Source organism: Enterobacter cloacae complex sp. 382A5 (assembly GCF_050031095.1).
Classification (GTDB): domain Bacteria; phylum Pseudomonadota; class Gammaproteobacteria; order Enterobacterales; family Enterobacteriaceae; genus Enterobacter; species Enterobacter cloacae.
On record NZ_JBLGVK010000001.1, the window covers coordinates 1,920,816 to 1,947,268 of the forward strand.

Sequence of the window (26,453 nt, forward strand, 5' to 3'; positions counted from 1 at the left end):
TTTACAGGGTGTTATGAGGGGGGAGGGGTGTCATCGTCAGGCTGGTCGACAGTTATGACGATGACACGTTAGCTGATTTTAAAGGTCGTCCATTGTGTAACCCACAACAATTTCCAGCGTTTTACGAATGACGTCGGCCTGAACCACGTCATCCGTCGCTTCCAGCGTCTGGATCAGCCAGAGAATGATCGCTTTGTTGGTAAGGTGACCTTCCGTGGCCAGGACACAACGTACTGCAGTAGAAAAAATCGCGGATTCTTCAGCAAAACGATCGCCAGCGTGGCGGAAATATTCCGACAAAGCGCTGTCCAGAAAAGCCGAATGGTATTCGGGTTGTGGCTGAATATTCTGTCTCATTTGTTCTCACCGTAGCTGTTAAATTGCAGTCAATGTATTTTCCTGGGATTGGACGGTTTTCCATCACCAAATAACGGCACTACATTGTCTCTGTTATCCTTGAGAGATCCCTCTCTGCCTGGTCGTCCTTGCGCGGTTCTGCGACGTATAAAGGCGCTGTTTTTTGAGCCGATGTCGGCTATCACCCTCGCCAGTGTCTCCCGCCGCCGGGGATCCTTTTCATGTATTTGCATTTTACGCAGACGCTGTACCAGAGAATCGGTCGTCAGTGGCCCCCGTTCTTTCAGGAGGGAAAGCACGGCTTCACCGATAAGCTGGTCTGTGAGTCTTTCAGCGTCACTGCGATTCATAACGTTACCGTTCGAAGAGCAAACCAAGCAGCATGTGGTAATGCTGTTCCTCTTCCGGCCCTTCGGCCTTTTCGAGGCGACTTAAGAGTTTGGTGCAGAGCGACTTGCGGTTGAGGTTTCGCCCGTCGCTAAGAATTTCAACCACGACTTCACCCAGCGTTTCCTGTTGCGTTGGAAGCGCGGCTTTTTCGAAGTACTGCGCAATAGCGGCGGCAGAATCTGCGACGTAACCGTTCTGTTGCATGTTTCGCTCCTGTAAAATTTAGTAATCACTAACGTTACATTTAAGGTATACACAAATCCCAAATCTGTACATTAAAAATGTACAGATTTTTAAATATTTTATGATATATTTTATAAACTTTTTACATTTCAGGGGGTTATTGATGGGGTTTGTAACGGTATCGTAACAGAATATATTGTACAACTTGAAGCGTCGTGGTTAAGTTGTACAACATCGAAAATTCGGGTCATAAACGTCCTAAATCATTGAGACGTAAATTATTTGCCTGACAATTAATATGCTATAACAGAACTCTATCCACGCGTTTTCGTGGCCAAACCCCTAACCCCTCCAGGAAAAGCATGCTGACAACCATCATATACCGCAGCCATATCTGCGATGACGTTCCGGTGAAAGCGCTGGAAACCATGGTCGCTGCTGCAGATAGTAAAAACCGACAATCCGACGTCACGGGGATCCTGTTGTTTAATGGCACGCATTTTTTTCAGTTGCTCGAAGGGCCAGTCGAAAACGTGACCGCCATTTATGAGCAGATCTGCCGCGATCCGCGTCACCACAATGTGGTGGAACTGATGCGCGATCACGGACCTTCCCGGCGTTTTGGCAATGTTGGGATGGAGCTCTTTGATTTGCGTCACTTCGACCGGGAAGATGTTCTTCAGCAGGTGCTTAATAAGGGCACGACCCGCTATCAGCTGACCTATAACGATCGTCCGCTGCAGTTCTTCCGCACGTTCGTTGAGGCAACCGAGAAGGCCAACTATTTTGAATTGCCGCCCGCCGATGCCTGGGATTTTATCCCCGAGGAGACGCCGTTATCCGCACAACCGCCGGTGGTAGCAAAAGGGGCGGACTGCAGCTTTGCATTTCAGCCGATTGTGGATCCCTTTATGCAGGAGGTGGTCTCCTGGGAAGCACTGCTGCGCACGCCATCCGGCGACTCGCCACGGGCCTATTTTGCGGCGCTTCCGCGTGAAGAGGTCTACGCAGCAGATTTGCACAGCAAACAGGTTGCGCTCTCCATGGCCAGTGCGCTGGGGCTACAGAATCAGACGCTGTCGATTAACCTGTTGCCCATGACGCTGGTCAATGTCCCGCATGCCGTCGATTTCCTGCTCACCGCTATCGACGCGAACGGCTTTGTGCCGGAGCAAATTGTGGTGGAATTCACCGAAAGTGAAGCTATCTCGCGCTTCGATGAGTTTACCCATTCGGTCCGGCAGTTAAAAAGTGCCGGTATCAGCGTGACGATCGATCACTTCGGGGCCGGTTTTGCCGGGCTGCAGTTGCTGGCCCAGTTCCAGCCGGACAGAATTAAGATTAATCGCGATCTGGTGCTGGATGTGCATAAAAGCGGTCCGCGTCAGGCCATCATTCAGGCGATTATCAAGTGCTGTTCCTCGCTGGAAATTCAGTTCTGCGCCGTTGGCGTAGAGAAGGCTGAGGAGTGGATGTGGCTGGAATCTGCGGGAATTTCCCAGTTCCAGGGGCATCTGTTTGCCAGCCCCCGACATGGCGGCATTCCGGCAATTTCGTGGCCCGAGAAAAAGTCTGGATTGTGATAATGCTGTACAACCTTTGGCAGAGTTAACTGTACGGAAGGCGGAATTTAGACAACAATAGAGTTAACGGCGTGGATGGTGTCCTCACCATTCACCTGTTTCAAACTGAGGTCTTAGTTATACAAATAGCTTGTACAATCTGATAAGGTTGCTGTGGTTGGGTATGGAAGTATTGAGCGTGAGGGAGTTAATGGCCTATTACAGTATCGGCGAAGTCGCCGAACGATGCGGTATCAACCCCGTTACGCTGCGTGCCTGGCAGCGCCGTTATGGTTTGTTGAAGCCGCAGCGCAGTGAAGGGGGTCATCGTCAGTTCGACGACGAGGATATCCTGCGTATTGAAGAGATCAAACGTCTGATGAAATCAGGCGTTTCGGTGGGGAAAGTAAAAGCCTTGCTGGAGAACAAGGAAGTGATGACCCAGGGTAACTGGGCCGCTTTCCAGGAAGAGATGATGACCGTTTTGCGCTATGCCAGCCCGGCAAAACTGCGCGCAAAAATTGGCGAGTTTCGCCGCGATCACGCCATGGATGCGTTGATCGACAACATTATTACCCCCGTAAGGCAGCGCATGAATCAGGATCAAAATACGGTGCGCCACATGGCGAGCCTGTTTGATGGTGTGCTGATCGAATTCGCCGTGGCAAGCCTGGCAGAATCGCGTAAAAAAGCCGGTAAAGATGCGTTGCTCATCGGTTGGGAGTGCGACGACCGCACTCATCTTTGGCTTGAAGCCGCGCGCTTAGCCAATAAGGGCTGGCATATCGACGTGCTGGCAGAGCCGATTGATTCACCGCGTCCCGAACTCTTTCCCGGGCAGAAACTCTTTGTCTGGACGGGAAAATCGCCCACGCCCCGTCAGCAGGAACAGCTCGATCACTGGCGTGAACAGGGTTTTTCCGTCGCCTTTCATCATTAATCATCAGAGGCCTTGAGGGCCTTTTTTTCTTTCTGTCCTGTCCTGCGCAAAAGCTATCTCAAAAATAGGCATTTCCGATGCATATTTTGTTTTTCCTTTTAATCAGACGATCGCCGCAGCGAAATGCATTATTAATCAATGCATTGAACAATTAAATCCATCCCGCCAGCATCCTCTCACAGGGTCTATGCTTAATAAAACCAGGCAAAAAGGGCGATTAAGCCTAATGCCCCTGCTGTCAGAGGGTTGAAGTGATAATCGTTATCACTAACATGGTGTTATGCCCTGATGGCTTATCAGATGAGGTGGACCTATGGAACTGCATTCAGAAACCTTTAACCCTGCCGATTTCGCCTGGCGCGGTTTAACGCTCACGCCAGCGGCGGCGGCACATATTCATGAGCTGGTGGCGAAAAAGCCAGAGATCCTCGGCGTGCGTTTAGGGGTCAAGCAGACCGGCTGCGCGGGGTTTGGTTATGTGCTCGACACCGTCACCGAACCCGAAAAAGATGATCTGGTGTTTGAAACGGATGGCGCAAAACTGTATGTCGCGCTTCAGGCGATGCCGTTTATCGACGGCACCGAAGTGGACTACGTGCGTGAAGGGTTAAACCAGTTATTCAAATTTCATAACCCGAAAGCCCAGAACGAATGTGGCTGCGGCGAAAGCTTTGGGGTATAGGCGGTACTATGTCTCGTAATACTGAAGCAACGAGTGAAGTAAATACCTGGAGCGGCGGACACCTCAACTATAAAGAGGGGTTCTTCACCCAGCTGCAAACTGATGAACTGGCGAAGGGCATCAACGAAGATGTCGTGCGCGCAATTTCAGCCAAACGTAACGAGCCGGAGTGGATGCTCGAATTCCGCCTGAGCGCTTACCGGGCCTGGCTGGAGATGGAAGAGCCGCACTGGCTGAAAGCCCACTACGATAAGTTGAATTATCAGGATTACAGCTACTACTCTGCACCTTCCTGCGGCAGCTGTGACGACACCTGCGCCTCGCAGCCCGGCGCGGTACAGCAAACCGGGGCGGATAATAGCTTCCTGAGTAAAGAAGTGGAAGAGGCGTTTAACCAGCTTGGCGTGCCGGTTCGCGAGGGGAAAGAGGTGGCGGTGGACGCCATTTTTGACTCTGTCTCGGTTGCAACCACCTACCGTGAGAAACTGGCGGAACAGGGGATCATTTTCTGCTCTTTCGGCGAAGCGATCCACGATCACCCGGAACTGGTGAAAAAGTACATTGGCACCGTGGTGCCGTCTAACGACAACTTCTTCGCGGCGCTTAACGCAGCGGTCGCCTCAGACGGCACCTTCATCTACGTGCCGAAAGGGGTACGTTGTCCAATGGAGCTGTCGACCTATTTCCGCATCAACGCGGAAAAGACCGGCCAGTTCGAGCGCACCATTCTGGTGGCGGACGAAGGCAGCTACGTCAGCTACATCGAAGGGTGTTCCGCGCCGGTGCGCGACAGCTACCAGCTCCACGCCGCGGTGGTTGAAGTCATCATCCATAAAGACGCCGAAGTGAAATACTCCACGGTGCAGAACTGGTTCCCGGGCGACGGTAATACCGGCGGTATCCTCAATTTCGTCACCAAGCGTGCGCTGTGCGAAGGCGAAAACAGCAAGATGTCCTGGACCCAGTCTGAAACCGGTTCGGCCATTACCTGGAAGTACCCGAGCTGTATTTTGCGCGGGGATAACTCCATCGGCGAGTTTTATTCCGTTGCGCTGACCAGCGGTCATCAGCAGGCGGATACCGGCACCAAGATGATCCACATTGGTAAAAACACCAAATCGACCATCATCTCAAAAGGTATTTCCGCCGGACACAGCCAGAACAGCTATCGCGGGCTGGTGAAAATTATGCCTACGGCCACCAACGCGCGAAACTTTACCCAGTGTGACTCCATGCTGATTGGCGCAGACTGTGGCGCGCATACCTTCCCGTACGTGGAGTGTCGCAACAACAGCGCCCAGCTTGAGCATGAGGCGACAACGTCGCGTATCGGGGAAGATCAGCTCTTCTACTGCCTGCAGCGCGGGATCAGTGAAGAAGATGCCATCTCGATGATTGTCAACGGCTTCTGTAAGGACGTGTTCTCTGAACTGCCGCTGGAATTTGCCGTTGAAGCCCAGAAACTCCTCGCCATTAGTCTTGAACACAGCGTCGGTTAAGGAAAGCACATGTTAAGTATTAAAGATTTACAGGTTAGCGTGGAAGACAAAGCCATCCTGCGTGGCCTCAATTTTGACGTCAAGCCGGGTGAAGTCCACGCCATTATGGGGCCGAATGGCTCCGGGAAAAGTACGCTTTCAGCGACGCTGGCGGGACGCGAAGATTACGAAGTGACCAACGGCTCGGTGGAGTTTAACGGCAAAGATTTGCTGGAGATGTCGCCGGAAGAGCGCGCGGGGGAGGGCATCTTTATGGCTTTCCAGTATCCGGTCGAAATTCCGGGCGTCAGTAATCAGTTCTTCCTGCAAACGGCGCTCAACGCGGTACGCAAATACCGTGGCCTGGAGGCGCTGGATCGTTTTGATTTTCAGGACCTGATGGAAGAGAAGATCAAGCTGCTGAAAATGCCGGAAGATCTGCTGACCCGCTCGGTGAACGTCGGTTTTTCCGGCGGCGAGAAGAAGCGCAATGACATTCTGCAGATGGCGGTGCTTGAACCTGAACTGTGCATTCTGGATGAGACCGATTCCGGTCTGGATATCGATGCCCTCAAGATTGTCGCCGACGGGGTGAATTCTCTGCGCGACGGCAAACGCTCATTCATTATCGTCACCCACTATCAGCGTATTCTTGACTACATCAAACCGGATTACGTCCACGTGCTTTACCAGGGGCGCATTGTGAAATCCGGTGATTTCACGCTGGTCAAACAACTGGAGGAGCAGGGTTATGGCTGGCTTACCGAACAGCAGTAATGCGCTCCAGCAGTGGCACCGTCTGTTTGAAGCGCAGGGCGGAAGGCGTTCTGAGCAGGCACAACAGCACCTGCAACAGATGCTGCGCCTCGGTTTACCCACGCGTAAACATGAGAACTGGAAGTACACGCCGCTTGAGGGCCTGCTGAACGCTGAATTTGTCTCGCAACGGGCGGATATCACACCGACGCAGCGCGATGCACTGGCGCTGAATGTGGATGCCCTGCGCCTGGTGTTTGTCGACGGCCAGTTCCGTCCTGATCTGAGCGACAGCACCGACGAGAGCGGTTATACGATCGCCATTAATGATGAGCGCCAGAGCCTGACGGCACCCGTGCAGCCGGAGGTCTTTTTGCACCTTACCGAGAGCCTGGCGCAGAGTGTGATGCAGATTCACGTGAAGCGAAACCAGCGCCCGGCGAAACCGCTGCTGCTGATGCACATCACCCAGGGCCTGGACGGCGATGAAATCAATACTGCGCACTATCGCCACCATCTGGAGCTGGCGGAGGGGGCGGAAGCCACGATCATTGAACATTACGTCAGCCTCAACGATACCCGCCACTTTACCGGGGCGCGCCTGACGATGAATGTCGCCGCCAACGCTCAGCTGCACCATATCAAGCTGGCATTCGAGAACCCGCAGAGTCACCACTTTGCGCATAACGATATCCTGCTTGGACAAGATGCAGCGGCATACAGCCACAGCTTCCTGCTGGGGGGCGCGGTACTGCGTCACAATACCAGCACGCAGCTTAACGGCGAGAACACCACCCTGCGCATCAACAGCCTGGCGATGCCGGTCAAATCGGAAGTGTGCGATACGCGGACCTGGCTTGAGCACAACAAAGGCTACTGCAACAGCCGCCAGCTGCACAAAACCATTGTCAGCGACAAAGGCCGCGCGGTGTTTAACGGTCTGATCAATGTGGCGCAACACGCCATTAAGACCGACGGGCAGATGACCAACAACAACCTGCTGCTGGGGCGCCTGGCAGAAGTGGACACCAAGCCGCAGCTGGAGATCTATGCCGACGACGTCAAATGCAGCCATGGCGCCACGGTCGGGCGCATTGACGATGAACAGATGTTCTATTTGCGTTCGCGCGGTATTGACCAGCAGGCGGCGCAGAAAATGATTATCTACGCCTTTGCCGCAGAGCTGACGGAGGCGCTGGACGATGGCCTGTTAAAACAGCAGGTGCTGACCCGTATTGGTCAGCGTCTGCCTGGAGGCGAAGCATGAGTTTTCCCGTAGAGAAAGTACGGGCCGATTTCCCGGTTCTGACCCGTGAAGTGAATGGACTGCCGCTGGCCTATCTCGACAGCGCTGCCAGCGCGCAAAAACCGAATCAGGTGGTGGATGCAGAAGCCGAATTCTACCGCCACGGTTACGCCGCCGTGCATCGCGGTATTCATACGCTGAGCGCAGAGGCGACCCAGCGTATGGAGAACGTCCGCACCCAGGTGGCCGCTTTTCTGAATGCGCGATCGCCCGAAGAGCTGGTGTTTGTGCGCGGCACGACGGAAGGGATCAACCTTGTCGCCAACAGCTGGGGCAGTGCGCAGGTTCACGCGGGCGATAACATCATCATCACCGAGATGGAACACCACGCCAATATCGTGCCGTGGCAGATGCTCTGTGAGCGTGTGGGTGCCGCGCTACGGGTGATCCCGTTGAATCAGGACGGCACGCTCCAGCTTGAGCACCTTGATGCCCTGCTGGACGACCGCACGCGGCTGGTGGCGATAACCCAGGTCTCTAACGTGCTGGGCACTGAAAACCCGGTGGCAGAGATCGTCGAAAAAGCCCACCGGGCGGGCGCGAAGGTCCTGATTGATGGCGCTCAGGCGGTGATGCATCACGCGGTGGATGTTCAGGCGCTGGACTGCGATTTTTACGTCTTCTCCGGGCATAAGCTTTATGGGCCAACCGGGATCGGCGTGTTGTATGTGAAAGAGGATATTTTGCAGGCCATGCCGCCGTGGGAAGGGGGCGGCTCGATGATCGCCACCGTCAGCCTGTCGGAAGGGACCACCTACGCGCGCGCGCCGTGGCGTTTTGAGGCTGGTACGCCCAACACCGGCGGGATTATCGGGCTCGGGGCTGCTCTCTCTTATGTCTCCTCCATTGGCCTTGAGGCCATCCAGGAGTATGAGCAGATGCTGATGCACTACGCGCTGCAGGAGCTTGCCAGCGTGCCCGAGTTGACCCTGTATGGCCCGGCCAACCGGCAGGGTGTGATTGCGTTCAATCTGGGAAAACACCATGCCTATGACGTGGGCAGTTTCCTCGATAACTATGGCGTGGCCGTGCGTACGGGGCACCACTGTGCCATGCCGCTGATGGCATTTTATCAGGTCCCGGCAATGTGCCGCGCGTCGCTGGTGATGTACAACACAACGGAAGAGGTCGACAGGCTGGTGGCGGGGCTAAAACGCATTCACCAGTTGCTGGGCTAACGGAGAAGCGAACAATGGCAGAGTTGCCGGACAAAGATAAATTACTGCGTAACTTCGGACGTTGCGCAAACTGGGAAGAAAAGTATCTCTATATTATTGAGCTGGGGCAGCGTTTGCCGCCGCTCAGTGAAGCGGCGCATAACCCGGATAATATTATTCAGGGCTGCCAGAGCCAGGTGTGGATTGTGATGGAGCAAAAGGGCGACGGTACGATTGAATTGCACGGCGACAGCGATGCCGCGATTGTGAAAGGGCTTATCGCCGTGGTCTTTATTCTCTACCACCAGATGTCCGCGCAGGATATTGTCGCCTTTGATGTGCGCCCGTGGTTTGAAAAAATGGCCCTGACCCAACACCTCACCCCGTCCCGCTCCCAGGGGCTGGAAGCGATGATTCGCGCCATCCGCGCCAAAGCTGCAATCATTAGCTAGACTTACAGGACAGCATTCATTCTGTTTCGCGAGGTGGTTCCCGCCTCGCTGGTTTTTCAGCTTTCTGGCGTTCTGTCAGTGAATAAGGAATCTCAGCATGAAGCGCGCGTCTCTAATAACACTCTTACTCCTTGGTTCGCTCGGCGCTCTTAATTCGGCCAGTGCGATGGATTATCCGTTACCGCCCGCAGGCAGCCGTCTGATTGGGCAAAATCAAACCTACACAATACAGGAAGGGGATACCAAACTTCAGACCATCGCACGTCGGTTTAATACTGCGGCACAGCTCATCCTTGAAACCAATAATACCATTGCGCCGGTAAACCCTGCGCCGGGAACGGTGATTACCATTCCATCCCAGATGCTGCTTCCGGACACGCCACGCGAAGGTATTGTGGTGAACCTGGCCGAGTTACGGCTTTACTACTATCCGCCGGGGGGAAATATTGTTCAGGTCTTCCCGCTGGGGATTGGACAGCTGGGACTTGAGACGCCGGTCACGACGACCCGCGTGAGTCAGAAGATCCCTAATCCAACCTGGACCCCGACGCCGGGCATCAGAGCGCGCTCTCTGGAGCAGGGCATTAAATTGCCGCCGGTCGTACCCGCCGGGCCAAATAACCCGCTGGGACGCTTTGCACTGCGTTTAGGCGTGGGCAATGGGGAATATCTCATCCACGGTACCAGTGCGCCGGACAGCGTTGGTCTGCGGGTGAGTTCAGGCTGTATGCGCATGAATGCCCCGGACATTAAAGCCCTGTTCGAACAGGTGCGGGTCGGCACACGGGTGCAGATTATTAATGAGCCGGTGAAGTTCTCCGTCGAGCCGGATGGCAAACGCTATATTGAAGTGCATCGTCCGCTGGCGCAGGTGGAGGGAGAAAACCCGCAGATTACACCTATTACCCATTCCGCTGACTTTGCCTCGTTTGTTTCTCAGGCGGGAAGTGATAAAGCGCTTATTGATAAAGCCTTGTCGCGCCGGGCGGGGATCCCGGTCGCCGTATCGGCGGCTAACGGCCCGTCGGCCAGCAATAACGTGCAGTCCGTACAGAACAGCCGTGTCTCTGCTGCGGTAACGGAAGAGGATGGCGAGAAGGTGACGCAGTAGGATGTTTGACGCAGGCAAAAAAAATGGCGCACAATGTGCGCCATTTTATTAACAGGTACTATTACTTACGGTATTTAGTAGCCTGGTTGTCCAGACGCTGGTTAGCGCGAGCTGCGTCGTCTTTAGCAGCCTGAACGTCGGAACGCATTGCGTTCACGTCGTTGCTCAGCTGGTCAACTTTAGCGTTCAGAGTCTGAACGTCAGAAGACAGCTGATCGATTTTAGCGTTGCTGGAGCAACCTGCCAGCAGAGTAGAACCCAGGATTACCGCGCCCAGTACCAGTTTAGTACGATTCATTATTAATACCCTCTAGATTGAGTTAATCTCCATGTAGCGTTACAAGTATTACACAAACTTTTTTGGGTTGAGAATATTTTTTTGATGGGAATACGCCTATTTTTGATCGTTCGCTCAAAGAAGCAACGAATTCGGCATTTTTGTCGAAAAAGCTATGTTAAAAAAGGCATTTTTCATCGGATTCGTCTTACATAAATCGCGATTAAATAGAAAAACCCGATTTGCTTTTTGAATAGAGTTGGCTAATACCACGAATAAAAAAAGCGCCCCGAAGGACGCTTTTTATCAAAAACTAATTCGTTTGAACATTATTACAGCACGTGAACAGAGGCGGTATTGGTTGTACCACTCGGTACCAGTGCACCCGATACCATTACCACCACGTCGCCTTTCTGTGCCAGGCCGCTTTCCAGCGCCAGTTCTTTACCCTGAATGTAGAAATCGTCAGTAGAGGCGATCTCTTTCACCAGATGCGCAACAACACCTTTGCTCAGCACCAGCTGACGCGCAGTGGTTTCATTGGTGGTCAGCGCCAGGATGGTAGCATCCGGGAAGTATTTACGTACGGCACGCGCAGATTTACCGCCCTGCGTTGCAACCACGATCAGTGGCGCTTCCAGCTTCTCAGCCGTTTCTACCGCACCGCGGCAGACCGCTTCAGTGATGCGCAGTTTGCGGCTGTCGTTGTTGAAGTCCAGACGGCTGGTCATTACGCGGTCAGTACGTTCGCAGATGGTGGCCATAATGGACACCGCTTCCAGCGGATATTTACCTTTTGCGGATTCGCCAGACAGCATGACGGCATCAGTACCGTCGAGGATGGCGTTCGCCACGTCGCCTGCTTCTGCGCGGGTTGGACGTGGGTTTTTGATCATGGAGTCCAGCATCTGGGTAGCAGTGATAACCACTTTACGTGCGCGGACACATTTCTCGATCATCATTTTCTGCGCGAAGATCACCTCTTCTACCGGGATTTCAACACCCAGGTCGCCACGCGCAACCATGATACCGTCAGACGCTTCGAGGATTTCGTCGAAGTTATTCAGGCCTTCCTGGTTTTCGATTTTGGAGATGATCTGGATCTTCTCGCCGCCGTGCGCTTTCAGGTGCTCACGGATTTCAACCACGTCGGAACGTTTACGGATGAAGGAGGCAGCAACGAAATCAACGCCTTGCTCGCAGCCGAAGATCAGGTCTTGCTTGTCTTTTTCAGCCAGTGCTGGCAGCGCGATGGAAACGCCTGGCAGGTTAACGCCTTTGTTTTCGCCCAGGTCGCCGTTGTTCAGCACTTTACAGATGACTTTGTTGCCTTCGATGGCGGTGACTTCCATTCCGATCAGACCATCGTCTACCAGCACGGTGTTACCCACAGACAGATCGCTGGTGAAGCCTTCATAGGTTACCGCAACGATTTCGCTGTTACCGACCACAGACTTGTCAGTGGTGAAGGTGAAGGTCTGGCCCGCTTTCAGGGAGACGTCGTTACCGCCTTCCAGTTTGATGGTGCGGATTTCAGGACCTTTGGTATCCAGCAGGATGGCGGCTTTTTTACCGGTCTTGCTCATGACGTTGCGCAAGTTCTGGATACGCTGACCATGTTCAGCGTAGTCACCGTGAGAGAAGTTCAGACGCATAACGTTCATGCCGGCGTCCAGCATTTTGGTCAGCATCTCTTCAGATTCGGTTTTCGGGCCGATGGTACAAACAATTTTCGTCTTTTTCATGACAGTCTTAGTCTTTAAGTTGGGAAGGATATGGAAATCTCGCTCCGGGGGCGCACCGCCGCGGAGTCAAACCTGTGTTGCAAAAGAGTATATGACACGCACTAAGGATAGGAGACATCAAATGAGCGTGCAGAAGAAAGTGTGCCTGAGTGACAGCCCAACGAAGGAGAGGAGAAGTTGTACGTTGTTTTTTGTATTCCAAGCGCTGAAACCATTCACCAGGGATTTGGCGCGCATTATACGCTGATTTTAAGATAAAAGGAAAATGGAAACGGTGTTTCAGAAATAATCTGTGCAGTTTCACATAATATTGTTATCAATGCGTTAAGGCATAATGACATCTTATGGCGACAGGCGAGGGGCCTGCCGCCGTTTGCTTATTTTTCCAGCGCCTGACTCAGATCGGCAATCAGATCGTCTGCCTCTTCGATCCCCACGGACAGGCGGATCAACTGCGGCACAATGCCGTTAGCCAGACGCTGCTCGCGCGGAATAGAGGCGTGAGTCATGCTGTAGGGCTGACTCACCAGGCTTTCCACACCGCCGAGACTTTCTGCGAGGGTGAACAGCTTCAGCTTGCGGATCACCTCCGTCGCACGTTGCGCATCGCCTTTCACCACGACGGAAATCATCCCGCCCGGCAGCGCCATTTGCCTGCGGGCGAGCTGATAGTGCGGGTGCGAATCCAGCCCCGGATAGAAGACCTTTTCAACCTGCGGCTGCTGCGCAAGCCATTGCGCAATCGCCAGCGCGTTGCTGCTGTGCTTTTCCATCCGCAGAGCCAGGGTACGCATTCCGCGCAGCGTCAGAAAACTGCTGAAGGGATCGAGCACGCCGCCGATGGCGTTTTGCAGATACCCCAACCGTTCCGCCAGCGCCGGGTTATCGCCCACCACAGCCAGCCCGGCTACCACGTCGGAATGGCCGTTCAGGTATTTAGTGGCGGAGTGCACTACGATATCAAAACCCAGCTCCAGCGGACGGTGAATGACCGGGGAGGCGAAGGTGTTATCCGCCACGCTTATCACGTTATGGCGGCGGGCAATGGCCCCGATGGCTGCCAGGTCGGCCAGTTTCAGCAGCGGGTTAGTCGGCGTCTCCACCCAGATCATGCGCGTTTGGGGGTCAATGGCGGCTTCCAGCGCGGCCAGATCGTCGGGCTTTACCCAGCTGACCCGCAGCCCGGTGCTGCGCTTACGCACGTTTTCAATCAGACGGTAGGTGCCGCCATACACGTCATCAATGGCGACGATATGGCTGTCTTTATCCAGCAGCTCCAGTACGGTGGAAATGGCGGCCAGACCGGAAGCAAAAGCATAGCCGCGCGTGCCGCCTTCCAGTTCGGCGATGGCGGTTTCCAGCGCATGGCGGGTAGGATTGCCGCTACGGGAATATTCGTAGCCGGTATGCTCCCCCGGCGACGGTTGCGCAAACGTCGAGGTGGCGTAAATGGGCGGCATGACCGCGCCGTGTTGATCGTTAACCTGGCCGCTGTGTACGCTGAGCGTGGCGAGATTTTTCATTTTTGTTTCCTTATTGCTGTAGACGGTTGCGCCAGGCGGTGAGGAGATCGCTGCGGGTGATCAGACCCAGAAAACGGTCATTGTCATTAATCACCGCCACCAGACCGCGGTCGAAGATGGCGTGCAGGGCGCTTTCCGGCGCGTGCTTATCAAGAATCTCCACCTGTTGCGTCATGGCCGCCGTGACGGGGAGGGCAAAGCGAGCCCCGTCGCCGCCAATGTGGCGCAGTAGATCCCACTCATCAATAATGCCCACCACCTTGCCGTTCTCCAGCACCGGCAGCTGCGAGATGTCATACAGGCGCATGCGTGCCAGTACGGTGGAAAGCGTGTCGTCCGGGGCGGCGGTGACGGTGGCGCCCTCGTCGTGGCGCAGCGCAATGTAGTCGGAGAGATCGCCTGCCTGCGGGCGAGACATCAGCCCCTGCTGGCGCATCCAGTCATCGTTGAACATCTTTGAGAGGTATTTGTTGCCGCTGTCGCAGGCGAAGGTCACCACGCGTTTCGGCGTGGTCTGTGCCTGGCAATACTTCAGCGCGGCTGCCAGCAGGGTTCCGCTGGAGGAGCCAGCCAGAATGCCTTCCGTTTTCAGCAGCTCGCGCGCGGTGGCGAACGCGTCGCGGTCGGTGATGCGCCAGGCGCGATTCACCCCGTCAATGTGGGCCAGTGGCGGAATAAAGTCTTCGCCAATTCCCTCAACCAGCCAGGAGCCCGCGTCGCGGTAGCGTCCGGTTTCCACCTGGTCGGCCAGAACCGATCCTGCCGGGTCTGCGAGGACAAACTCCGTGTGCGGCGAGTGTTCGGCGAACCACGCCTGCAGGCCACCCAGCGTGCCGCCTGACCCCACGCCCACCACGATGGCGTCGATCCTGCCGTTAAGCTGTTCAAACAGCTCCGGCGCGGTGGTGGTACGGTGCGCCAGCGGATTGGCTTCGTTGTTGAACTGGTCGATGTAAAACGCGCCGGGCAGTTCACTCGCCAGACGCCGGGCGTAATCCTGGTAATAGGCGGGATGGCCCTTATTGACGTCCGAACGCGTCAGTACCACCTGGGCACCCAGCGCGCGAAGGTGGAAGATTTTCTCGCGGCTCATTTTGTCCGGTACCACCAGGATCAGCGAATAGCCTTTCTGGGCGGCGATCAGGGCCAGACCCAGGCCGGTATTCCCCGCCGTGGCCTCAATAATCGTGCCGCCCGGCTGCAGCTGGCCGGTGCGCTCCGCTTCATTAATCATCGACAGCGCCACGCGGTCCTTTATAGAACCACCCGGGTTCTGGTTCTCCAGTTTCAGAAACAGCGAGCAGAGGCCGGTGTCCAGTTTATGCAGCTGGATAACCGGTGTTTGGCCAATCAGTTCAGTGACGGAGTGGTAAATCGTCATGGGTTTTTCCTTTCAGGAGGTCATGACGGAATGATAGGGCGGTGAAAATTTCGCAAGAAAGAACGAATCTCTGCTTTTTAGAACAGAAAAGAATATAAATGGTGTTTTTGGATGTCAGGATAGCAAGACGTAAAGTGCTCCGGATGTGAGGATGGCTATATCAACAGAATATGTTGAAAAAATGCGCGTTTTTGGCGTGGGTCGCCCCTGACATATGCATCGTGCAGATAAACATTGCTGAAAATGGTCTAAACGGGTCCCGCCCGCGACAGGCAGTGTTTATTCCCTCTGGTTATAACACATGCTTTTTTGTTCATTTAAAAGCAAGTAACGGCTGATTACTATCGTTTGGACATCCATACTTCTAAACCGCCAGGGCGGACGGATAACGAATAAGAATGATTGTTCTCAGCAATATTTCGAAGGTCTTTGACAACGGCAAGGTGGCGCTCACGGCCGTTGATAACGTCAATCTGACGATTGAGCAGGGGCAGATATACGGCATTATTGGCTACAGCGGCGCGGGGAAAAGTACGCTTATCCGCCTGTTAAATGGCCTGGAAAAACCGAGCAGCGGCAGCGTGACCATTAACGGTCAGGACATTTCTGCCGCAAAGGGGGAAGCGCTGCGACAGGCGCGTCTGAAGATCAGCATGGTGTTCCAGCACTTCAACCTGCTGTGGTCGCGAACGGTAGCGGAAAACATTGCCTTTTCGATGCAGATCGCCGGGGTGCCAAAGGCCAGGATTCAGGCCCGCGTGGCCGAGCTGGTGGAACTGGTCGGGCTGAAAGGCCGTGAAAATGCGTATCCGTCGCAGCTGAGCGGCGGGCAAAAGCAGCGCGTGGGCATTGCGCGTGCGCTGGCGAACAACCCGGACGTGCTGCTCTGTGACGAAGCCACCTCTGCGCTCGACCCACAGACCACCGATCAGATCCTCGATCTGCTGCTGGACATAAACCGTCGTTTCAGGCTGACCATCGTCCTCATCACCCACGAGATGCACGTGGTGCGCAAAATCTGTGACCGGGTGGCGGTGATGGAGAACGGTAAAGTGGTGGAAGAGGGCGACGTGCTGAGCGTTTTTACCCATCCGCAGCAGCCGATTACGCAGCAGTTTGTCCGCCAGGTGAGCCAGTACGCCGAGGAAGAGACCTTTAATACCGAGCTGGCAAACGATCTGGAAGGGACGGTCATCCGTCTGACCTTCACCGGGCACAGCACACATAAACCGATTGTGGGTGAATTGACGCTGCGCTACGGCCTGCCGTTTAACATTCTGCACGGAAAAATGACCCAGACGGCGCACGGCGTGTTTGGCCAACTGTGGGTACACGTGGTGGCATCCGATGAACAACTGAACAATATCCTCGCCGACCTGAAGCACAGCGATATTGAAGGCGAGGTGATTAAACATGGCTGAGAATCTCTTTCCGCATCTGAAGTGGGATCAGCTCTGGGCGGCAACGCTTGAGACGCTGTACATGACCGCGCTCTCCGGTGTGGCGACCTTTGTGCTGGGGATCGTACTGGGTCTGGCGCTGTTTTTAACCGCCCGCGGCGGATTGTTCCACAACCGCACGGTCTATAGCGTCATTTCAATTGTGGTGAACGTGTTCCGCTCTATCCCGTTCATCATTCTGATTGTTTTGCTGATCCCGTTCACCAAGACCGTTGTTGGCACCATCCTGGGAGCTAACGCGGCACTGCCTGCCCTGATTGTGGGCGCCGCACCGTTCTACGCCCGCCTGGTGGAGATCGCCCTGCGCGAAGTGGACAAAGGGGTCATAGAAGCAACGCGCTCAATGGGGGCACGACTGAGCACCTTAGTGTTTCGGGTTTTACTGCCGGAATCATCACCCGCACTGGTTTCTGGTATTACGGTGACGCTGATTGCGCTGGTGAGCTACAGCGCAATGGCCGGGGTGATTGGCGCCGGTGGGTTGGGAAATCTGGCTTATCTGGAAGGATTCCAGCGCAACCATGGTGACGTCACGCTGGTGGCAACGGTGACCATTTTGATCATCGTTTTTGTTATCCAGTTCTGCGGCGACATCATTACCTCACTGTTAGATAAACGCTAATAAATACACACAGGAACCATCATCATGAAAAAGACACTGACACTGATCGCCGCAGCAACCCTCAGCGCCCTGAGCTTTGCCTCATGGGCTGACACCCTCACCGTGGGCGCGTCGAATACGCCACATGCTGAAATTCTCGAGCAGGCAAAGCCGATTCTGGCGAAGCAGGGTATCGACCTGGAGATCAAACCGTTCCAGGACTACATTCTGCCCAACACTGCCCTGGCGGGTCATGACATTGACGCGAACTACTTCCAGCACATCCCTTACCTGAACAGCGTGCTGAAAGATCACGAAGGCGATAAGGACTATGATTTTGTCAGCGCAGGCGCGATCCACATCGAGCCCATCGGCATCTACTCCAAAAAATACAAGTCGCTGAAAGACCTGCCGGAAGGCGGCAAAATCATCATGCGTGATGCCGTTTCTGAAGAGGGGCGTATTCTCTCTATCTTCGAAAAAGAAGGGGTGATCAAGCTGAAGCCTGGCATCGACAAAGTGACCGCGCGCATCAGCGACATCGTGGAGAACCCGAAAAAGCTGCAGTTCACCCCTAACGTGGAAGCGTCTCTGCTGCCGCAGATGTATAACAACGATGAAGGCGCGGCGGTTGTGATCAACGCCAACTACGCGATTGACGCCGGTCTGGATCCGGTTCACGACCCGATTGCAGTTGAGAGCGGTGAAAACAACCCGTATGCCAATATCATTACCGTGCATCGCGGTGACGAGAAGAAGAAAGATATCGTTGCGCTGGTGAACGTGCTGCACTCCAAAGAGATTCAGGACTGGATCCGCACCAAGTACAAAGGCGCGGTGATCCCGGTAAATAACTAATTAACTGATTTAGCTTAGGAAGCCCGGTGAGTTTCTCGCCGGGCTTCTTTTTTGTATCCGGGCGAGGGATCATTTAAGCTGACGGTTTAGGGCAACGGAGTGGAGCGCCATGGGCAATGTGACCAAAGACGAAGAGCTGTACCAGGAGATGTGTCGGGTGGTAGGGAAAGTCGTTCTGGAGATGCGTGACTTAGGGCAGGAGCCCAAGCATATCGTGATTGCCGGGGTACTGCGTACGGCGCTGGCGAACCAGCGCGTAAAACGCAGCGAATTAACAACCCAGGCGATGGAAACGGTGGTGAAGGCGCTGGCCGGGTAAGGCACCAGCGTTTCGCGAGTTACTCAAATCCTGCATATCAACTGTCGTTATTGTTATTTCCCCTTCCTGATGGAGGCGTGTTTTACTGAAGTCAGGTAAAGCGAGAGGGGTAAAGACGATGAAAAAGTGGATAAGCACGTTACGGCGGTTTTTTGCGGGCCGGCCCGCGAATGCGGAGAACAGCGCGCAACGTGTTCTTGAGTCGATACTACCTGTCGCCAGTCTGTATGGCGTGGACGTGGCCAACATTGACCCGGAGTGGTTCCATGATAAAACGTCACGCTGAACTGCGCCGCACGCGCGAAATGTACTGGAATGAGCTGTGCATCGACGCTGTAAAGCGTGGATGAGCGGAAAAATACGCTGGGAAATCCTCGGTTAACGCAGGCCGTTTTGTTACCAATATCTCCTTTCACAGATGGAGATGAAGATGAAACGGACTGTATTCACGCCCGCCCTTTTAGCCACCGCGTTACTGATTGCCATGCAGGCGGCCCATGCCGGGCCACAGGCGCATGTGGTCTGCAGTTACTCCCACACCCTCGGCGATGACGCCATCATGATGTTTGGTATGCCCAACCAGGCCATGTGGCACGATTTCTTTGGCAATACCCATACCGATGCCTTTTCAACCCGGGAAACCTTGCGCCAGCATGAAGAGACGACCTGTGATAACAAGGCCGACGGCTCTGCCTACTGGGCGCCTTCTCTGAGATTACCCGACGGAACGGTAGTCAAACCAGCCTACCAAAAAACCTATTATCAAGCCTCGAAGGTTGATGCCTATCCCTTGCACCCGTTCCCGGCCGGGCTGTCGCTGCTCGCCGGGGATCATCACGGCAGCACGCCCAACCCCCATATCAGCTTTTTATGCGCGAACGGAAATGGCTATAGCAGCAAAATCGGCGAGGTGTGCGGGCTACGTAAAGCTAACGATGCCGTCCAGTTTAATATTGGCATTCAATTTCCGAACTGCTGGGACGGCGTGAATCTGAAGCCCGACCACGGTCTGGCCAATGCGGCGTATGACGTTAACGGCCAGTGCCCGAGCGCGTTCCCGGTAAAAATTCCAACGGTTAATATGAATGTGGCTTACGTGCTGCATGGTATTACCCGCCTGGACACCCGTCAGGCGCAACTGTCGCTCGATCCGGTGATGCAGGGGGCTGAACGTGAAGAACGCTGGGGTAGCCTCTACACGGCGCATGCCGATTTCATGAACGGCTGGACGGACGATGCCGCCCGCTTTATGACCGAACGCTGCATGAACCGCGGTATGGATTGTGGTTCAACCGTGCCCTATGGTTATTCTATGGCGAAGGCCAATGTCTGGCTCAGCAGTCTTGAACCGAACATCACTCAGCCTTCACCGCAGGTGTTACTGGTAGAGGATAACTGGCAGAACGGTGGACGCACAAAAAACAGCGAGACGCTAAGCCTGGTAAAATTCCATATCCCGCCGCTGCCCGCCGGGCAGGATCCGTCCTTGTTTAAATACCGCGTCCGTATTTTCGGTGGGAAGGTAGAAAACAATGGGGCCGATCAGATTTTCTTTTATCCGGCCAGTAATGACTGGGATCCTGCGACCGTGAAGTGGTCGTCGCGTCCGGCCTGTAATTACCGTTCCGATGCCGTGCTTTATCTGAACCATGTTCGTGAATACCGGATGGTCGACGTGGATAAAGCCGTGCGTAAGGCGCTGGCGGAAGGGAAAACCGAGATCTCGTGGTATATCGGTGGCGATCGCCAGGGGAATCATTATCAGTTTGAACCAGCCTCATCACCAGACGGGTTAATGCTCATGCTGGCTGGCTTTAAACATACGCCGGAGGTCTGACCCCACGTTTTTTTGTTCTTAACAGGGTTAGCTGGTAAGGTCTCGGCATTCGCCACTGCCCCTGTTAACGCAATGTCCACCAACAGCATGATGAAACGCGCTATCGTTCTTTGGGCGATAGCGTGCACACTCAGCGGCGTACTGCTCTACGCCGAACAAATTCGCCGTCAGTTCTGGGAACGAGACCGTGAGTTCTCGGCGTTATTTTCCGAATTAAGCGCGGTCCTGACGCAAAATGAATCGGTCTTACCGCTTCTGAATGGCGATGAAGACATTGCCGCCTTGCGCAAAAAATTCCCCCATCTGCTCGCCCTGGAAAAAACGACGGGACGCCCACTGGATGCGGCGCGGGTGGAGCCTGCCCACGAGATGCAGTACTGGCTTTATAACCCCTGGCGTCAGATCCGCGTGCGGGTGGATCTCGGCCCGATTCTGAATGCGCATCATCCGTTTACCCATCTGGGGATCCGCTTCATACCGACCGGAGAAGAACGGCCCTCTGACGCATTCTGGCACTGGCAACGCACCTTCCCGCAACATACGCAACCTTTTACGCTTGAAGCGGATTCCCGGCCGGACTGGTTTGGCGTCTCCTGGTCTGTTTACCCCTTACTGTTTATCGGCTGGGGGATAGTGATTGCGCTGGCAAGCGTGGTGCTCTGGCAGCGTAAAGCACGTAAAGACGCCGAGCAAAGGGCGCGCTATTACCAGCACGCCAGGCTCAATACCCTGGGGGAGATCACCGCCGGTATTGTGCATGAGATAAACCAGCCGCTGACCGCCGTCCAGACGTGGATCCAGGGCGCGCAGCGTCAGTTACAGCAGGAAAACGGCCAGGCCGTGTCGCAGGCGCTGTCGGCTGCGCTGACGCAAACGCAGCGTATTAGCGCATTATTAACCCGTTTTCGCGAGCACGTTGTGAAGGAGAAAGTCACCCTGCGGGAAACCGATCTGGCAGCATGCTGGCTACAGGTGGTGAACTTACTTGAGCATGAGCGCAGGGCTGAGCATATCTCGGTCAGCCATGCGTTTGCCCCCGGGGCCACCACCGTGCTGGCCGACCCGCTCTGGCTGGAGCAGGTGCTACATAATCTGCTCAGCAATGCGATTCAGGCCCAACAGGCGAGTCCTGCTGGCTGGGTAAAGATTGAAAGCCACAAAACCGAGAGCGGCATTCAGATTACCGTGACGGATGGCGGGCCTGGCTTCAGCCCGGAGGCGTTACAGAATGCCTTCATGCCGTTTTACACCGGCCGGGAAGAGGGCATTGGCCTGGGAATGACCTTAACGGAATCATTAATGACGCGTATGAATGGATCGATTACGCTGGGCAATGTACCGCAGGGCGGGGCAGAGATCCGGCTACAACTGGCAAACGGAAAGGAGGCTACGGTTGGATAACACAATCTGGCTGATTGATGATGATGAATCCATCAGAGAGTCGATGGCGTTTTTGCTTTCGGGCATGGGGTGGCCGGTCAGGACGTTTGAAAGCGTTGATGCCTTTACCGCGGCCCATGCACGGGACGCGGAGCTGGTAGGCTGCATGCTGCTGGATATGCGGATGCCGGGCAAAGGCGGACTCACCTGGCTTGAGGAGGGGAGATGGCCCTGGCCCCTGCTGCCGGTGATCATCATGACCGGGCACGGGACCGTAGATGCCTGTCGTCGGGCATTTCGTAACGGCGTGTTTGAGTTTTTCACCAAGCCGCTGGATGCCGATAAGCTTATTGAAACGGTAGGATTAGCCTTTGAGGAGAGTCAGCGCCGGTTTGCCGGCTGGCAGGAAACCTCCCGGGTGAAAGCGCGCTTCGCACAATTAACCGCGCGGGAGCATGAGGTGCTGGGGGAGTTGATGAAAGGGCTCAGCAACAAAGAGGTGGCCGCCCGGCTGAACCTTTCGCCACGGACGGTGGAAGCGCACCGCGCGGCGGCGTTTACCAAGCTTGGCGTCGGCAGTCTGGTTCAGGCAATACGCGAATACGATAAATTGCAATCCGTATAACTACCAGGTTGAGTGCGTATTCAACCGAATTATGTTTCATCGCCCGGCGGGGTACGCTCTGCCACGTATCCCAACACACGAGGAAGTGCGATGAAAAAATTATTGATGGTTGCGGCACTGGCCGCAGGTAGCGTAAGTCTGACGGCACAGGCCGATACGTTAAACCAAAAGAGTCTCTCGCTGGCGCAGGCGAATGCGCTGGCCACGTCCGCCATTCAGGCGTGTACGGCAAAGAATTATCAGGTGACGGTCACCGTGGTTGACCGTGCGGGCGTGGTGAAAGCCGTGCAGCGTACGGACAATGCCGGTCCTCATACGGTTAAAGCCAGCGAAATGAAAGCCTGGACGGCGCTCAGCGCAAAGAATGCCTCAGGCAAAGTGATGGAAGCGGCGCAGAGCAACGCTGGCGCGCAAAACATGCGTGATATTCCGGGCTTCCTGCTGCTGGCGGGCGGCCTGCCGGTGAAAGAGGGCGATGAGGTGATCGGGGCGATTGGCATCGGCGGTGCGCCGGGTGGTCATCTTGATGAAGCCTGCGCGCAGGCGGCCATTGACGGGCTGAAAAAGTAACATAAAAAAAAGCACCGGGTTAACCGGTGCTTTTTCATCAGATCTTGCAGGCATCGCCGCAGTCGTCATCCGCAACAATCGCCTGGGCTTTTTTATCTGCGTCGTCCAGACGTTCCGCATTACGCTCTTCTGCTTCATCCAGTCCATTAAAGACCAGGTTTTCGAGATCAATTTCCATGTGGCACCTGCTTTGTTCAGTTTTTGATACTGGCACAGTATAGGGCAAAAAAGGCCAGCAATGTACCTCGCAGCACATATGGACAATCCCTGCCATACTCTCTGCTTTATGGCTGAGGAATGCATATGATGACACTCTGCAAAACCTGCGGTACTGCGTATGACACCACGCCGGAAACATGCCCGATTTGCGAGGATGAACGCCAGTATGTTCCGCACAGCGGCCAGGCGTGGATTGACTTTGCTACCGTGACTTCCACCCACAGCAACAAATGGCAGCAACTGGAGCCACAGCTGTTGAGTATCAAAACGGTGCCTGCCTTTGCGATTAACCAGCGCGCGCTGCTTTTGCGTACCCCGCACGGCAATATTCTCTGGGACTGTATTGCCAACCTCGACCCGGCAACCAAAACGCTCATTACTGCGCTCGGCGGCATCAGCGCGATTGCGATCTCGCACCCACACTATTACACCACCATGCAGACCTGGGCTGCGGTATTTAATGCACCGGTGTACCTGCACGCCAGCGACAGAGAGTGGGTCATGCGCGGCAGTCCTGCCATTCAGTTCTGGGAAGGGGATGCGCTGGAACTATTCCCGTCGGTCACCTTGCTGCGTCTGGGGGGACATTTTGCAGGCGGCACGGTGCTGCACTGGCAGGAGGGCGAAGGCGTATTGCTGGCGGGGGATATTCTACAGGTCACGCCCGGAAAAGACGCCGTTTCGTTTATGTGGAGCTACCCGAATATGCTGCCCCTGCCAGCCCGCACCGTTGAGCGGATTACCGGACTTCTGGAAGGCAAAAAATTTGCCCGCCTGTACGGTGCCTTTGAGGGACAAAACATCCCGGCAAACGCGGACGAGATTGTGCAGCGGTCGGGCCAGAAATATATTGCTTGTCTCAGGTAAAGCACGATGGGTAAACTTCACGAGTGTGATCCCGATCATACCTAAACAACAACAGATAAAAGAGAAATTGCTATGCAACATATCATTGAAGGTTTCCTCAACTTTCAAAAAGAGATTTTCCCGCAACGTAAAGAGCTCTTCCGCAGTTTAGCGTCCAGCCAGAATCCCAAAGCGCTGTTCATCTCATGCTCCGACAGCCGACTGGTACCAGAACTGGTCACTCAGCAAGAGCCAGGACAGCTCTTTGTCATTCGAAATGCTGGCAACATTGTGCCGCCGTTCGGGCCAGAGCCGGGCGGTGTCTCCGCAACCATCGAATATGCCGTTGTGGCGCTTGGCGTGACGGATATTGTGATTTGCGGTCACTCCAACTGTGGGGCGATGAAGGCGATTGCGGATAACGCGAACCTCGAGCCGATGCCTGCCGTCTCCCACTGGCTGCGTTATTCTGATGCCGCTAAAGCGGTGGTGGAGAAGAAAAGCTGGGATCAGCCGATCGACAAAGTGAATGCAATGGTGCAGGAGAACGTCTTTGCGCAGCTGAGCAACATCAAGACCCATCCATCCGTTGCTGTGGGTCTGCGCAATAACGCCCTTCGCCTGCACGGTTGGGTGTATGACATTGAGAGCGGTGAAATTCGTGCGCTGGATAAAGCGACGAAAACCTTCGTTTCTCTGTCAGAGAACCCGGAAGTGTTCTTCGAATAATGACGGTCAGGGCATGGAAGCCCTGTCAGCTATCGAAATACGGCAATCTCCTGCGTAACCCAGAAGCGGGTTTTTCCGCCGCTTTCGCCATCGACCCGGCAATCTCCGCACACTCGGCCAGTCCCTGAACGAAGGGATGATCGTGCATCAGCCACGGTATCGCGCCAAACGCGATTCTCCCGCGCACCGTTTCTGGTGCTTTAAGCGTGTAATCCTCGCCAATATCAGGGATCTCGTCGCCTGTCGCCTGCAGCTGTTTGCGCAGTGTCGGGAAAGGCAGATCCTCTGTTTTCAGCGGTTTTTGCCCACGGGCATCAATAAACACGTCAAAGAGATAGGTGTTGTCTTCAGTCGCGATCGCCGTCTGGGCGCGACCGACATCCAGCGTGTAATCATTACCTAATGCGACAACGCTGATGATCCCGGCCTCGCGCAGCGCAAGCAGCCGACGGATAGACTGCGGTGGAATGGCGGCGTAGTTGTCGATAAACACCCGCGCCAGTCCCTGTTTGAAACGTTCCCGGTCCGGCTCATTAAGATGCGGCACGATCTCCTGAACCACCTCGTGCAACCGAAGCACGGTGTAGCGCCAGGGCACCGTTCGCCGCTCACGTTTGTTGCGTTCGACCTCATTCAGATTGGCTTCTGCCCAGCTAAACGGGCCATGCTGTTTACGGTCCTCAAACCAGGCATCGCGAAGGGTGTCCGCATCCAGGGCGCGCAGCCCGATTTTCTCACACCATGTCGGGTCGGCGAGTTCCAGCTCTTTTACCATCAGGGCAAAAATACGATCCAGCAGGCCGTCAGACCCTTTGGCGATTTCATTCTCAACGACAAATTCAGTTAATACCGACAGCGGCTCGTAAGGAATAGGGCAGTAAAAATCGGCCTCAGGCAGAATGCCTGTCCGGGACATGAGGACTATTTTTAACGCCTCGCTGCCTTTATCCAGAACGAATTTGTCATCAACAAAGGCGCCATGCTGCATAACAACCGCCATGGCGGCGTCCAGTCCGCTTAATGAGGTCCCCATAATCCCCACCCGACAGGCTGGGATATCGGCGTCCATCAACCCGGACCAGGGGCTTGGGAAGAAGGTGCGCGTGGCCTCATCCTCATCAGGCCAGACGTGGCCGGTGGCGATGACGGCAAGGTTGAAGCGTTCAGGTAAGCGGCTGTTATTTACCGAAAGCGTAACGCCGTCTTTGTCGGTGGCGATATCCGTCACCTCGGCGGATTCATGGATATCGACCTGAAATCCCAGCCTGCGGGCCTCTTTGACCACTCTCAGAAAACTGTCGCGAAAATATTCCCCCAGCAGGATCCGGGGCAGAAACTGCCGGTCGTGCAGGGAAGCTTTATCGACGTGATAGCGGGCGAGATGGGCTGCACTCTGTTCTTTTAACCAGTCGAGGTAGGTCATAAAAACGGGTGGGATTTCAATGCTGGCAATATTCGCCAGCATCAGACGCGAGTTTTCATCAATTCGATAGGGCATGCCCACGCCCGCTTCCTCGGCTTTTTCGAAAATGGAAACGGCCAGTGGCGTTTTATGCTTCAGGAGCGCGTAAAAGGTGTAAATCCCTGTGGGGCCGGAGCCGATAATGGCGATTTTTTTCATCGACACTGTTCCTGCTTTTTTTTGTCATATGAAAAGCGTAGCAGGAGAAAGCGTAAAAAATCAGGCGATTGGGATTATTCAGACTACA

30 protein-coding genes are annotated in these 26,453 nt (G+C 54.8%); 20 read left to right on the plus strand and 10 right to left on the minus strand.

Features of this window, described 5'->3' with window-relative positions; all coding sequences use genetic code 11:
- Positions 1 to 78: 78 nt before the first annotated feature.
- Genes ACQG2G_RS09100 through ycgZ form a run of 3 tightly spaced genes read right to left on the minus strand, consistent with a single transcriptional unit; the run spans position 79 to position 951 of the window.
- Positions 79 to 357, minus strand: coding sequence for a biofilm development regulator YmgB/AriR family protein (locus ACQG2G_RS09100; RefSeq protein WP_013096961.1), 279 nt, complete (start codon positions 355 to 357; stop codon positions 79 to 81).
- A gap of 29 nt (positions 358 to 386) precedes the next feature.
- A complete protein-coding gene (locus ACQG2G_RS09105) occupies positions 387 to 707 on the minus strand; it encodes a hypothetical protein (protein ID WP_047023701.1) in 321 nt (106 codons plus the stop codon).
- Between the two features lie 4 nt (positions 708 to 711).
- Positions 712 to 951, minus strand: a complete 240-nt coding sequence (ycgZ, locus tag ACQG2G_RS09110; protein WP_013096960.1) for a regulatory protein YcgZ — start codon at positions 949 to 951, stop codon at positions 712 to 714.
- Positions 952 to 1,292: 341 nt separating this feature from the next.
- Between ycgZ and ACQG2G_RS09115 the strand changes: the two genes are divergently transcribed.
- From ACQG2G_RS09115 to ldtE, 9 genes are all read left to right on the plus strand, one after another.
- Complete coding sequence (locus ACQG2G_RS09115) at positions 1,293 to 2,513, plus strand: diguanylate phosphodiesterase (protein WP_013096959.1); 1,221 nt, start codon at positions 1,293 to 1,295, stop codon at positions 2,511 to 2,513.
- A gap of 190 nt (positions 2,514 to 2,703) precedes the next feature.
- On the plus strand, positions 2,704 to 3,432 hold the full coding sequence (locus ACQG2G_RS09120) for a MerR family transcriptional regulator (protein ID WP_013096958.1): 729 nt from the start codon (positions 2,704 to 2,706) through the stop codon (positions 3,430 to 3,432).
- Positions 3,433 to 3,745: 313 nt separating this feature from the next.
- Complete coding sequence (gene sufA, locus ACQG2G_RS09125; protein ID WP_008500631.1) at positions 3,746 to 4,114, plus strand: Fe-S cluster assembly scaffold SufA; 369 nt, start codon at positions 3,746 to 3,748, stop codon at positions 4,112 to 4,114.
- A gap of 8 nt (positions 4,115 to 4,122) precedes the next feature.
- Complete coding sequence (gene sufB / locus ACQG2G_RS09130) at positions 4,123 to 5,613, plus strand: Fe-S cluster assembly protein SufB (protein ID WP_013096956.1); 1,491 nt, start codon at positions 4,123 to 4,125, stop codon at positions 5,611 to 5,613.
- A 9-nt stretch (positions 5,614 to 5,622) separates the two neighbouring features.
- Positions 5,623 to 6,369 carry a Fe-S cluster assembly ATPase SufC gene (gene sufC, locus ACQG2G_RS09135; RefSeq protein ID WP_013096955.1) on the plus strand — a complete coding sequence of 249 codons (747 nt, stop codon included), beginning with the start codon at positions 5,623 to 5,625 and terminating at the stop codon, positions 6,367 to 6,369.
- The gene (gene sufD / locus ACQG2G_RS09140; protein ID WP_348595861.1) at positions 6,344 to 7,615 is read left to right on the plus strand and encodes a Fe-S cluster assembly protein SufD; all 1,272 of its coding nucleotides are present in this window, start codon (positions 6,344 to 6,346) and stop codon (positions 7,613 to 7,615) included. Before sufC ends, sufD begins: the two co-directional genes overlap by 26 nt.
- A complete protein-coding gene (sufS, locus tag ACQG2G_RS09145) occupies positions 7,612 to 8,832 on the plus strand; it encodes a cysteine desulfurase SufS (RefSeq protein WP_348595860.1) in 1,221 nt (406 codons plus the stop codon). Before sufD ends, sufS begins: the two co-directional genes overlap by 4 nt.
- 14 nt (positions 8,833 to 8,846) lie before the next feature.
- Positions 8,847 to 9,263, plus strand: a complete 417-nt coding sequence (gene sufE, locus ACQG2G_RS09150; RefSeq protein WP_013096952.1) for a cysteine desulfuration protein SufE — start codon at positions 8,847 to 8,849, stop codon at positions 9,261 to 9,263.
- 97 nt (positions 9,264 to 9,360) lie between these two features.
- Positions 9,361 to 10,374: a L,D-transpeptidase LdtE gene (gene ldtE, locus ACQG2G_RS09155; protein ID WP_023620680.1), complete on the plus strand. Its 1,014-nt coding sequence runs from the start codon at positions 9,361 to 9,363 to the stop codon at positions 10,372 to 10,374.
- A 61-nt stretch (positions 10,375 to 10,435) separates the two neighbouring features.
- Here the strand turns inward: ldtE and lpp are convergent, their stop codons facing one another.
- From lpp to ACQG2G_RS09180, 5 genes are all read right to left on the minus strand, one after another.
- The gene (gene lpp, locus ACQG2G_RS09160; protein WP_001082307.1) at positions 10,436 to 10,672 is read right to left on the minus strand and encodes a murein lipoprotein Lpp; all 237 of its coding nucleotides are present in this window, start codon (positions 10,670 to 10,672) and stop codon (positions 10,436 to 10,438) included.
- Positions 10,673 to 10,983: 311 nt separating this feature from the next.
- On the minus strand, positions 10,984 to 12,396 hold the full coding sequence (pykF, locus tag ACQG2G_RS09165; RefSeq protein WP_013096950.1) for a pyruvate kinase PykF: 1,413 nt from the start codon (positions 12,394 to 12,396) through the stop codon (positions 10,984 to 10,986).
- Between the two features lie 7 nt (positions 12,397 to 12,403).
- Positions 12,404 to 12,700: a hypothetical protein gene (locus ACQG2G_RS09170; RefSeq protein ID WP_418250441.1), complete on the minus strand. Its 297-nt coding sequence runs from the start codon at positions 12,698 to 12,700 to the stop codon at positions 12,404 to 12,406.
- Positions 12,701 to 12,773: 73 nt separating this feature from the next.
- Positions 12,774 to 13,919 carry a PLP-dependent aspartate aminotransferase family protein gene (locus ACQG2G_RS09175; protein WP_348595859.1) on the minus strand — a complete coding sequence of 382 codons (1,146 nt, stop codon included), beginning with the start codon at positions 13,917 to 13,919 and terminating at the stop codon, positions 12,774 to 12,776.
- Positions 13,920 to 13,929: 10 nt separating this feature from the next.
- Complete coding sequence (locus ACQG2G_RS09180) at positions 13,930 to 15,300, minus strand: pyridoxal-phosphate dependent enzyme (protein ID WP_013096948.1); 1,371 nt, start codon at positions 15,298 to 15,300, stop codon at positions 13,930 to 13,932.
- Positions 15,301 to 15,698: 398 nt separating this feature from the next.
- Here ACQG2G_RS09180 and ACQG2G_RS09185 point away from each other — a divergent pair, with 398 nt between their 5' ends.
- The 9 genes from ACQG2G_RS09185 to ACQG2G_RS09225 all read left to right on the plus strand — a co-directional run bounded on the left by ACQG2G_RS09185 (position 15,699) and on the right by ACQG2G_RS09225 (position 22,950).
- Positions 15,699 to 16,721 carry a methionine ABC transporter ATP-binding protein gene (locus tag ACQG2G_RS09185; RefSeq protein ID WP_020688322.1) on the plus strand — a complete coding sequence of 341 codons (1,023 nt, stop codon included), beginning with the start codon at positions 15,699 to 15,701 and terminating at the stop codon, positions 16,719 to 16,721.
- Positions 16,714 to 17,382 (plus strand): methionine ABC transporter permease, encoded by a 669-nt coding sequence (locus tag ACQG2G_RS09190; protein WP_013096946.1) that lies wholly within the window; start codon positions 16,714 to 16,716, stop codon positions 17,380 to 17,382. Before ACQG2G_RS09185 ends, ACQG2G_RS09190 begins: the two co-directional genes overlap by 8 nt.
- Positions 17,383 to 17,406: 24 nt before the next feature.
- Positions 17,407 to 18,219 carry a MetQ/NlpA family ABC transporter substrate-binding protein gene (locus ACQG2G_RS09195; protein WP_013096945.1) on the plus strand — a complete coding sequence of 271 codons (813 nt, stop codon included), beginning with the start codon at positions 17,407 to 17,409 and terminating at the stop codon, positions 18,217 to 18,219.
- 109 nt (positions 18,220 to 18,328) lie between these two features.
- Positions 18,329 to 18,538 carry a fumarate hydratase FumD gene (fumD, locus tag ACQG2G_RS09200; protein ID WP_013096944.1) on the plus strand — a complete coding sequence of 70 codons (210 nt, stop codon included), beginning with the start codon at positions 18,329 to 18,331 and terminating at the stop codon, positions 18,536 to 18,538.
- Between the two features lie 118 nt (positions 18,539 to 18,656).
- Positions 18,657 to 18,824 (plus strand): hypothetical protein, encoded by a 168-nt coding sequence (locus ACQG2G_RS09205; RefSeq protein WP_249575861.1) that lies wholly within the window; start codon positions 18,657 to 18,659, stop codon positions 18,822 to 18,824.
- 144 nt (positions 18,825 to 18,968) lie between these two features.
- Positions 18,969 to 20,375, plus strand: a complete 1,407-nt coding sequence (locus ACQG2G_RS09210) for a DUF1996 domain-containing protein (protein ID WP_348595858.1) — start codon at positions 18,969 to 18,971, stop codon at positions 20,373 to 20,375.
- Between the two features lie 72 nt (positions 20,376 to 20,447).
- Positions 20,448 to 21,776: a sensor histidine kinase gene (locus ACQG2G_RS09215; RefSeq protein WP_095907729.1), complete on the plus strand. Its 1,329-nt coding sequence runs from the start codon at positions 20,448 to 20,450 to the stop codon at positions 21,774 to 21,776.
- Positions 21,769 to 22,380, plus strand: a complete 612-nt coding sequence (locus tag ACQG2G_RS09220; RefSeq protein WP_095907730.1) for a response regulator transcription factor — start codon at positions 21,769 to 21,771, stop codon at positions 22,378 to 22,380. Before ACQG2G_RS09215 ends, ACQG2G_RS09220 begins: the two co-directional genes overlap by 8 nt.
- 90 nt (positions 22,381 to 22,470) lie before the next feature.
- Positions 22,471 to 22,950, plus strand: coding sequence for a GlcG/HbpS family heme-binding protein (locus ACQG2G_RS09225; protein ID WP_038419202.1), 480 nt, complete (start codon positions 22,471 to 22,473; stop codon positions 22,948 to 22,950).
- A 37-nt stretch (positions 22,951 to 22,987) separates the two neighbouring features.
- On the opposite strand, the gene ACQG2G_RS09230 is transcribed toward ACQG2G_RS09225, so the two are convergent.
- Positions 22,988 to 23,128: a hypothetical protein gene (locus ACQG2G_RS09230; RefSeq protein ID WP_013096938.1), complete on the minus strand. Its 141-nt coding sequence runs from the start codon at positions 23,126 to 23,128 to the stop codon at positions 22,988 to 22,990.
- Between the two features lie 125 nt (positions 23,129 to 23,253).
- Here ACQG2G_RS09230 and ACQG2G_RS09235 point away from each other — a divergent pair, with 125 nt between their 5' ends.
- Both ACQG2G_RS09235 and ACQG2G_RS09240 read left to right on the plus strand, forming a co-directional pair.
- Entirely contained in the window at positions 23,254 to 24,036 is a 783-nt protein-coding gene (locus tag ACQG2G_RS09235) for an MBL fold metallo-hydrolase (protein ID WP_029883878.1), read from the plus strand.
- Between the two features lie 72 nt (positions 24,037 to 24,108).
- A complete protein-coding gene (locus ACQG2G_RS09240; RefSeq protein WP_013096936.1) occupies positions 24,109 to 24,744 on the plus strand; it encodes a carbonic anhydrase in 636 nt (211 codons plus the stop codon).
- Between the two features lie 25 nt (positions 24,745 to 24,769).
- Here ACQG2G_RS09240 and ACQG2G_RS09245 read toward each other — a convergent pair whose 3' ends face one another.
- Positions 24,770 to 26,365, minus strand: a complete 1,596-nt coding sequence (locus ACQG2G_RS09245; RefSeq protein WP_102752632.1) for an FAD-NAD(P)-binding protein — start codon at positions 26,363 to 26,365, stop codon at positions 24,770 to 24,772.
- Between the last annotated feature and the right edge of the window lie 88 nt (positions 26,366 to 26,453).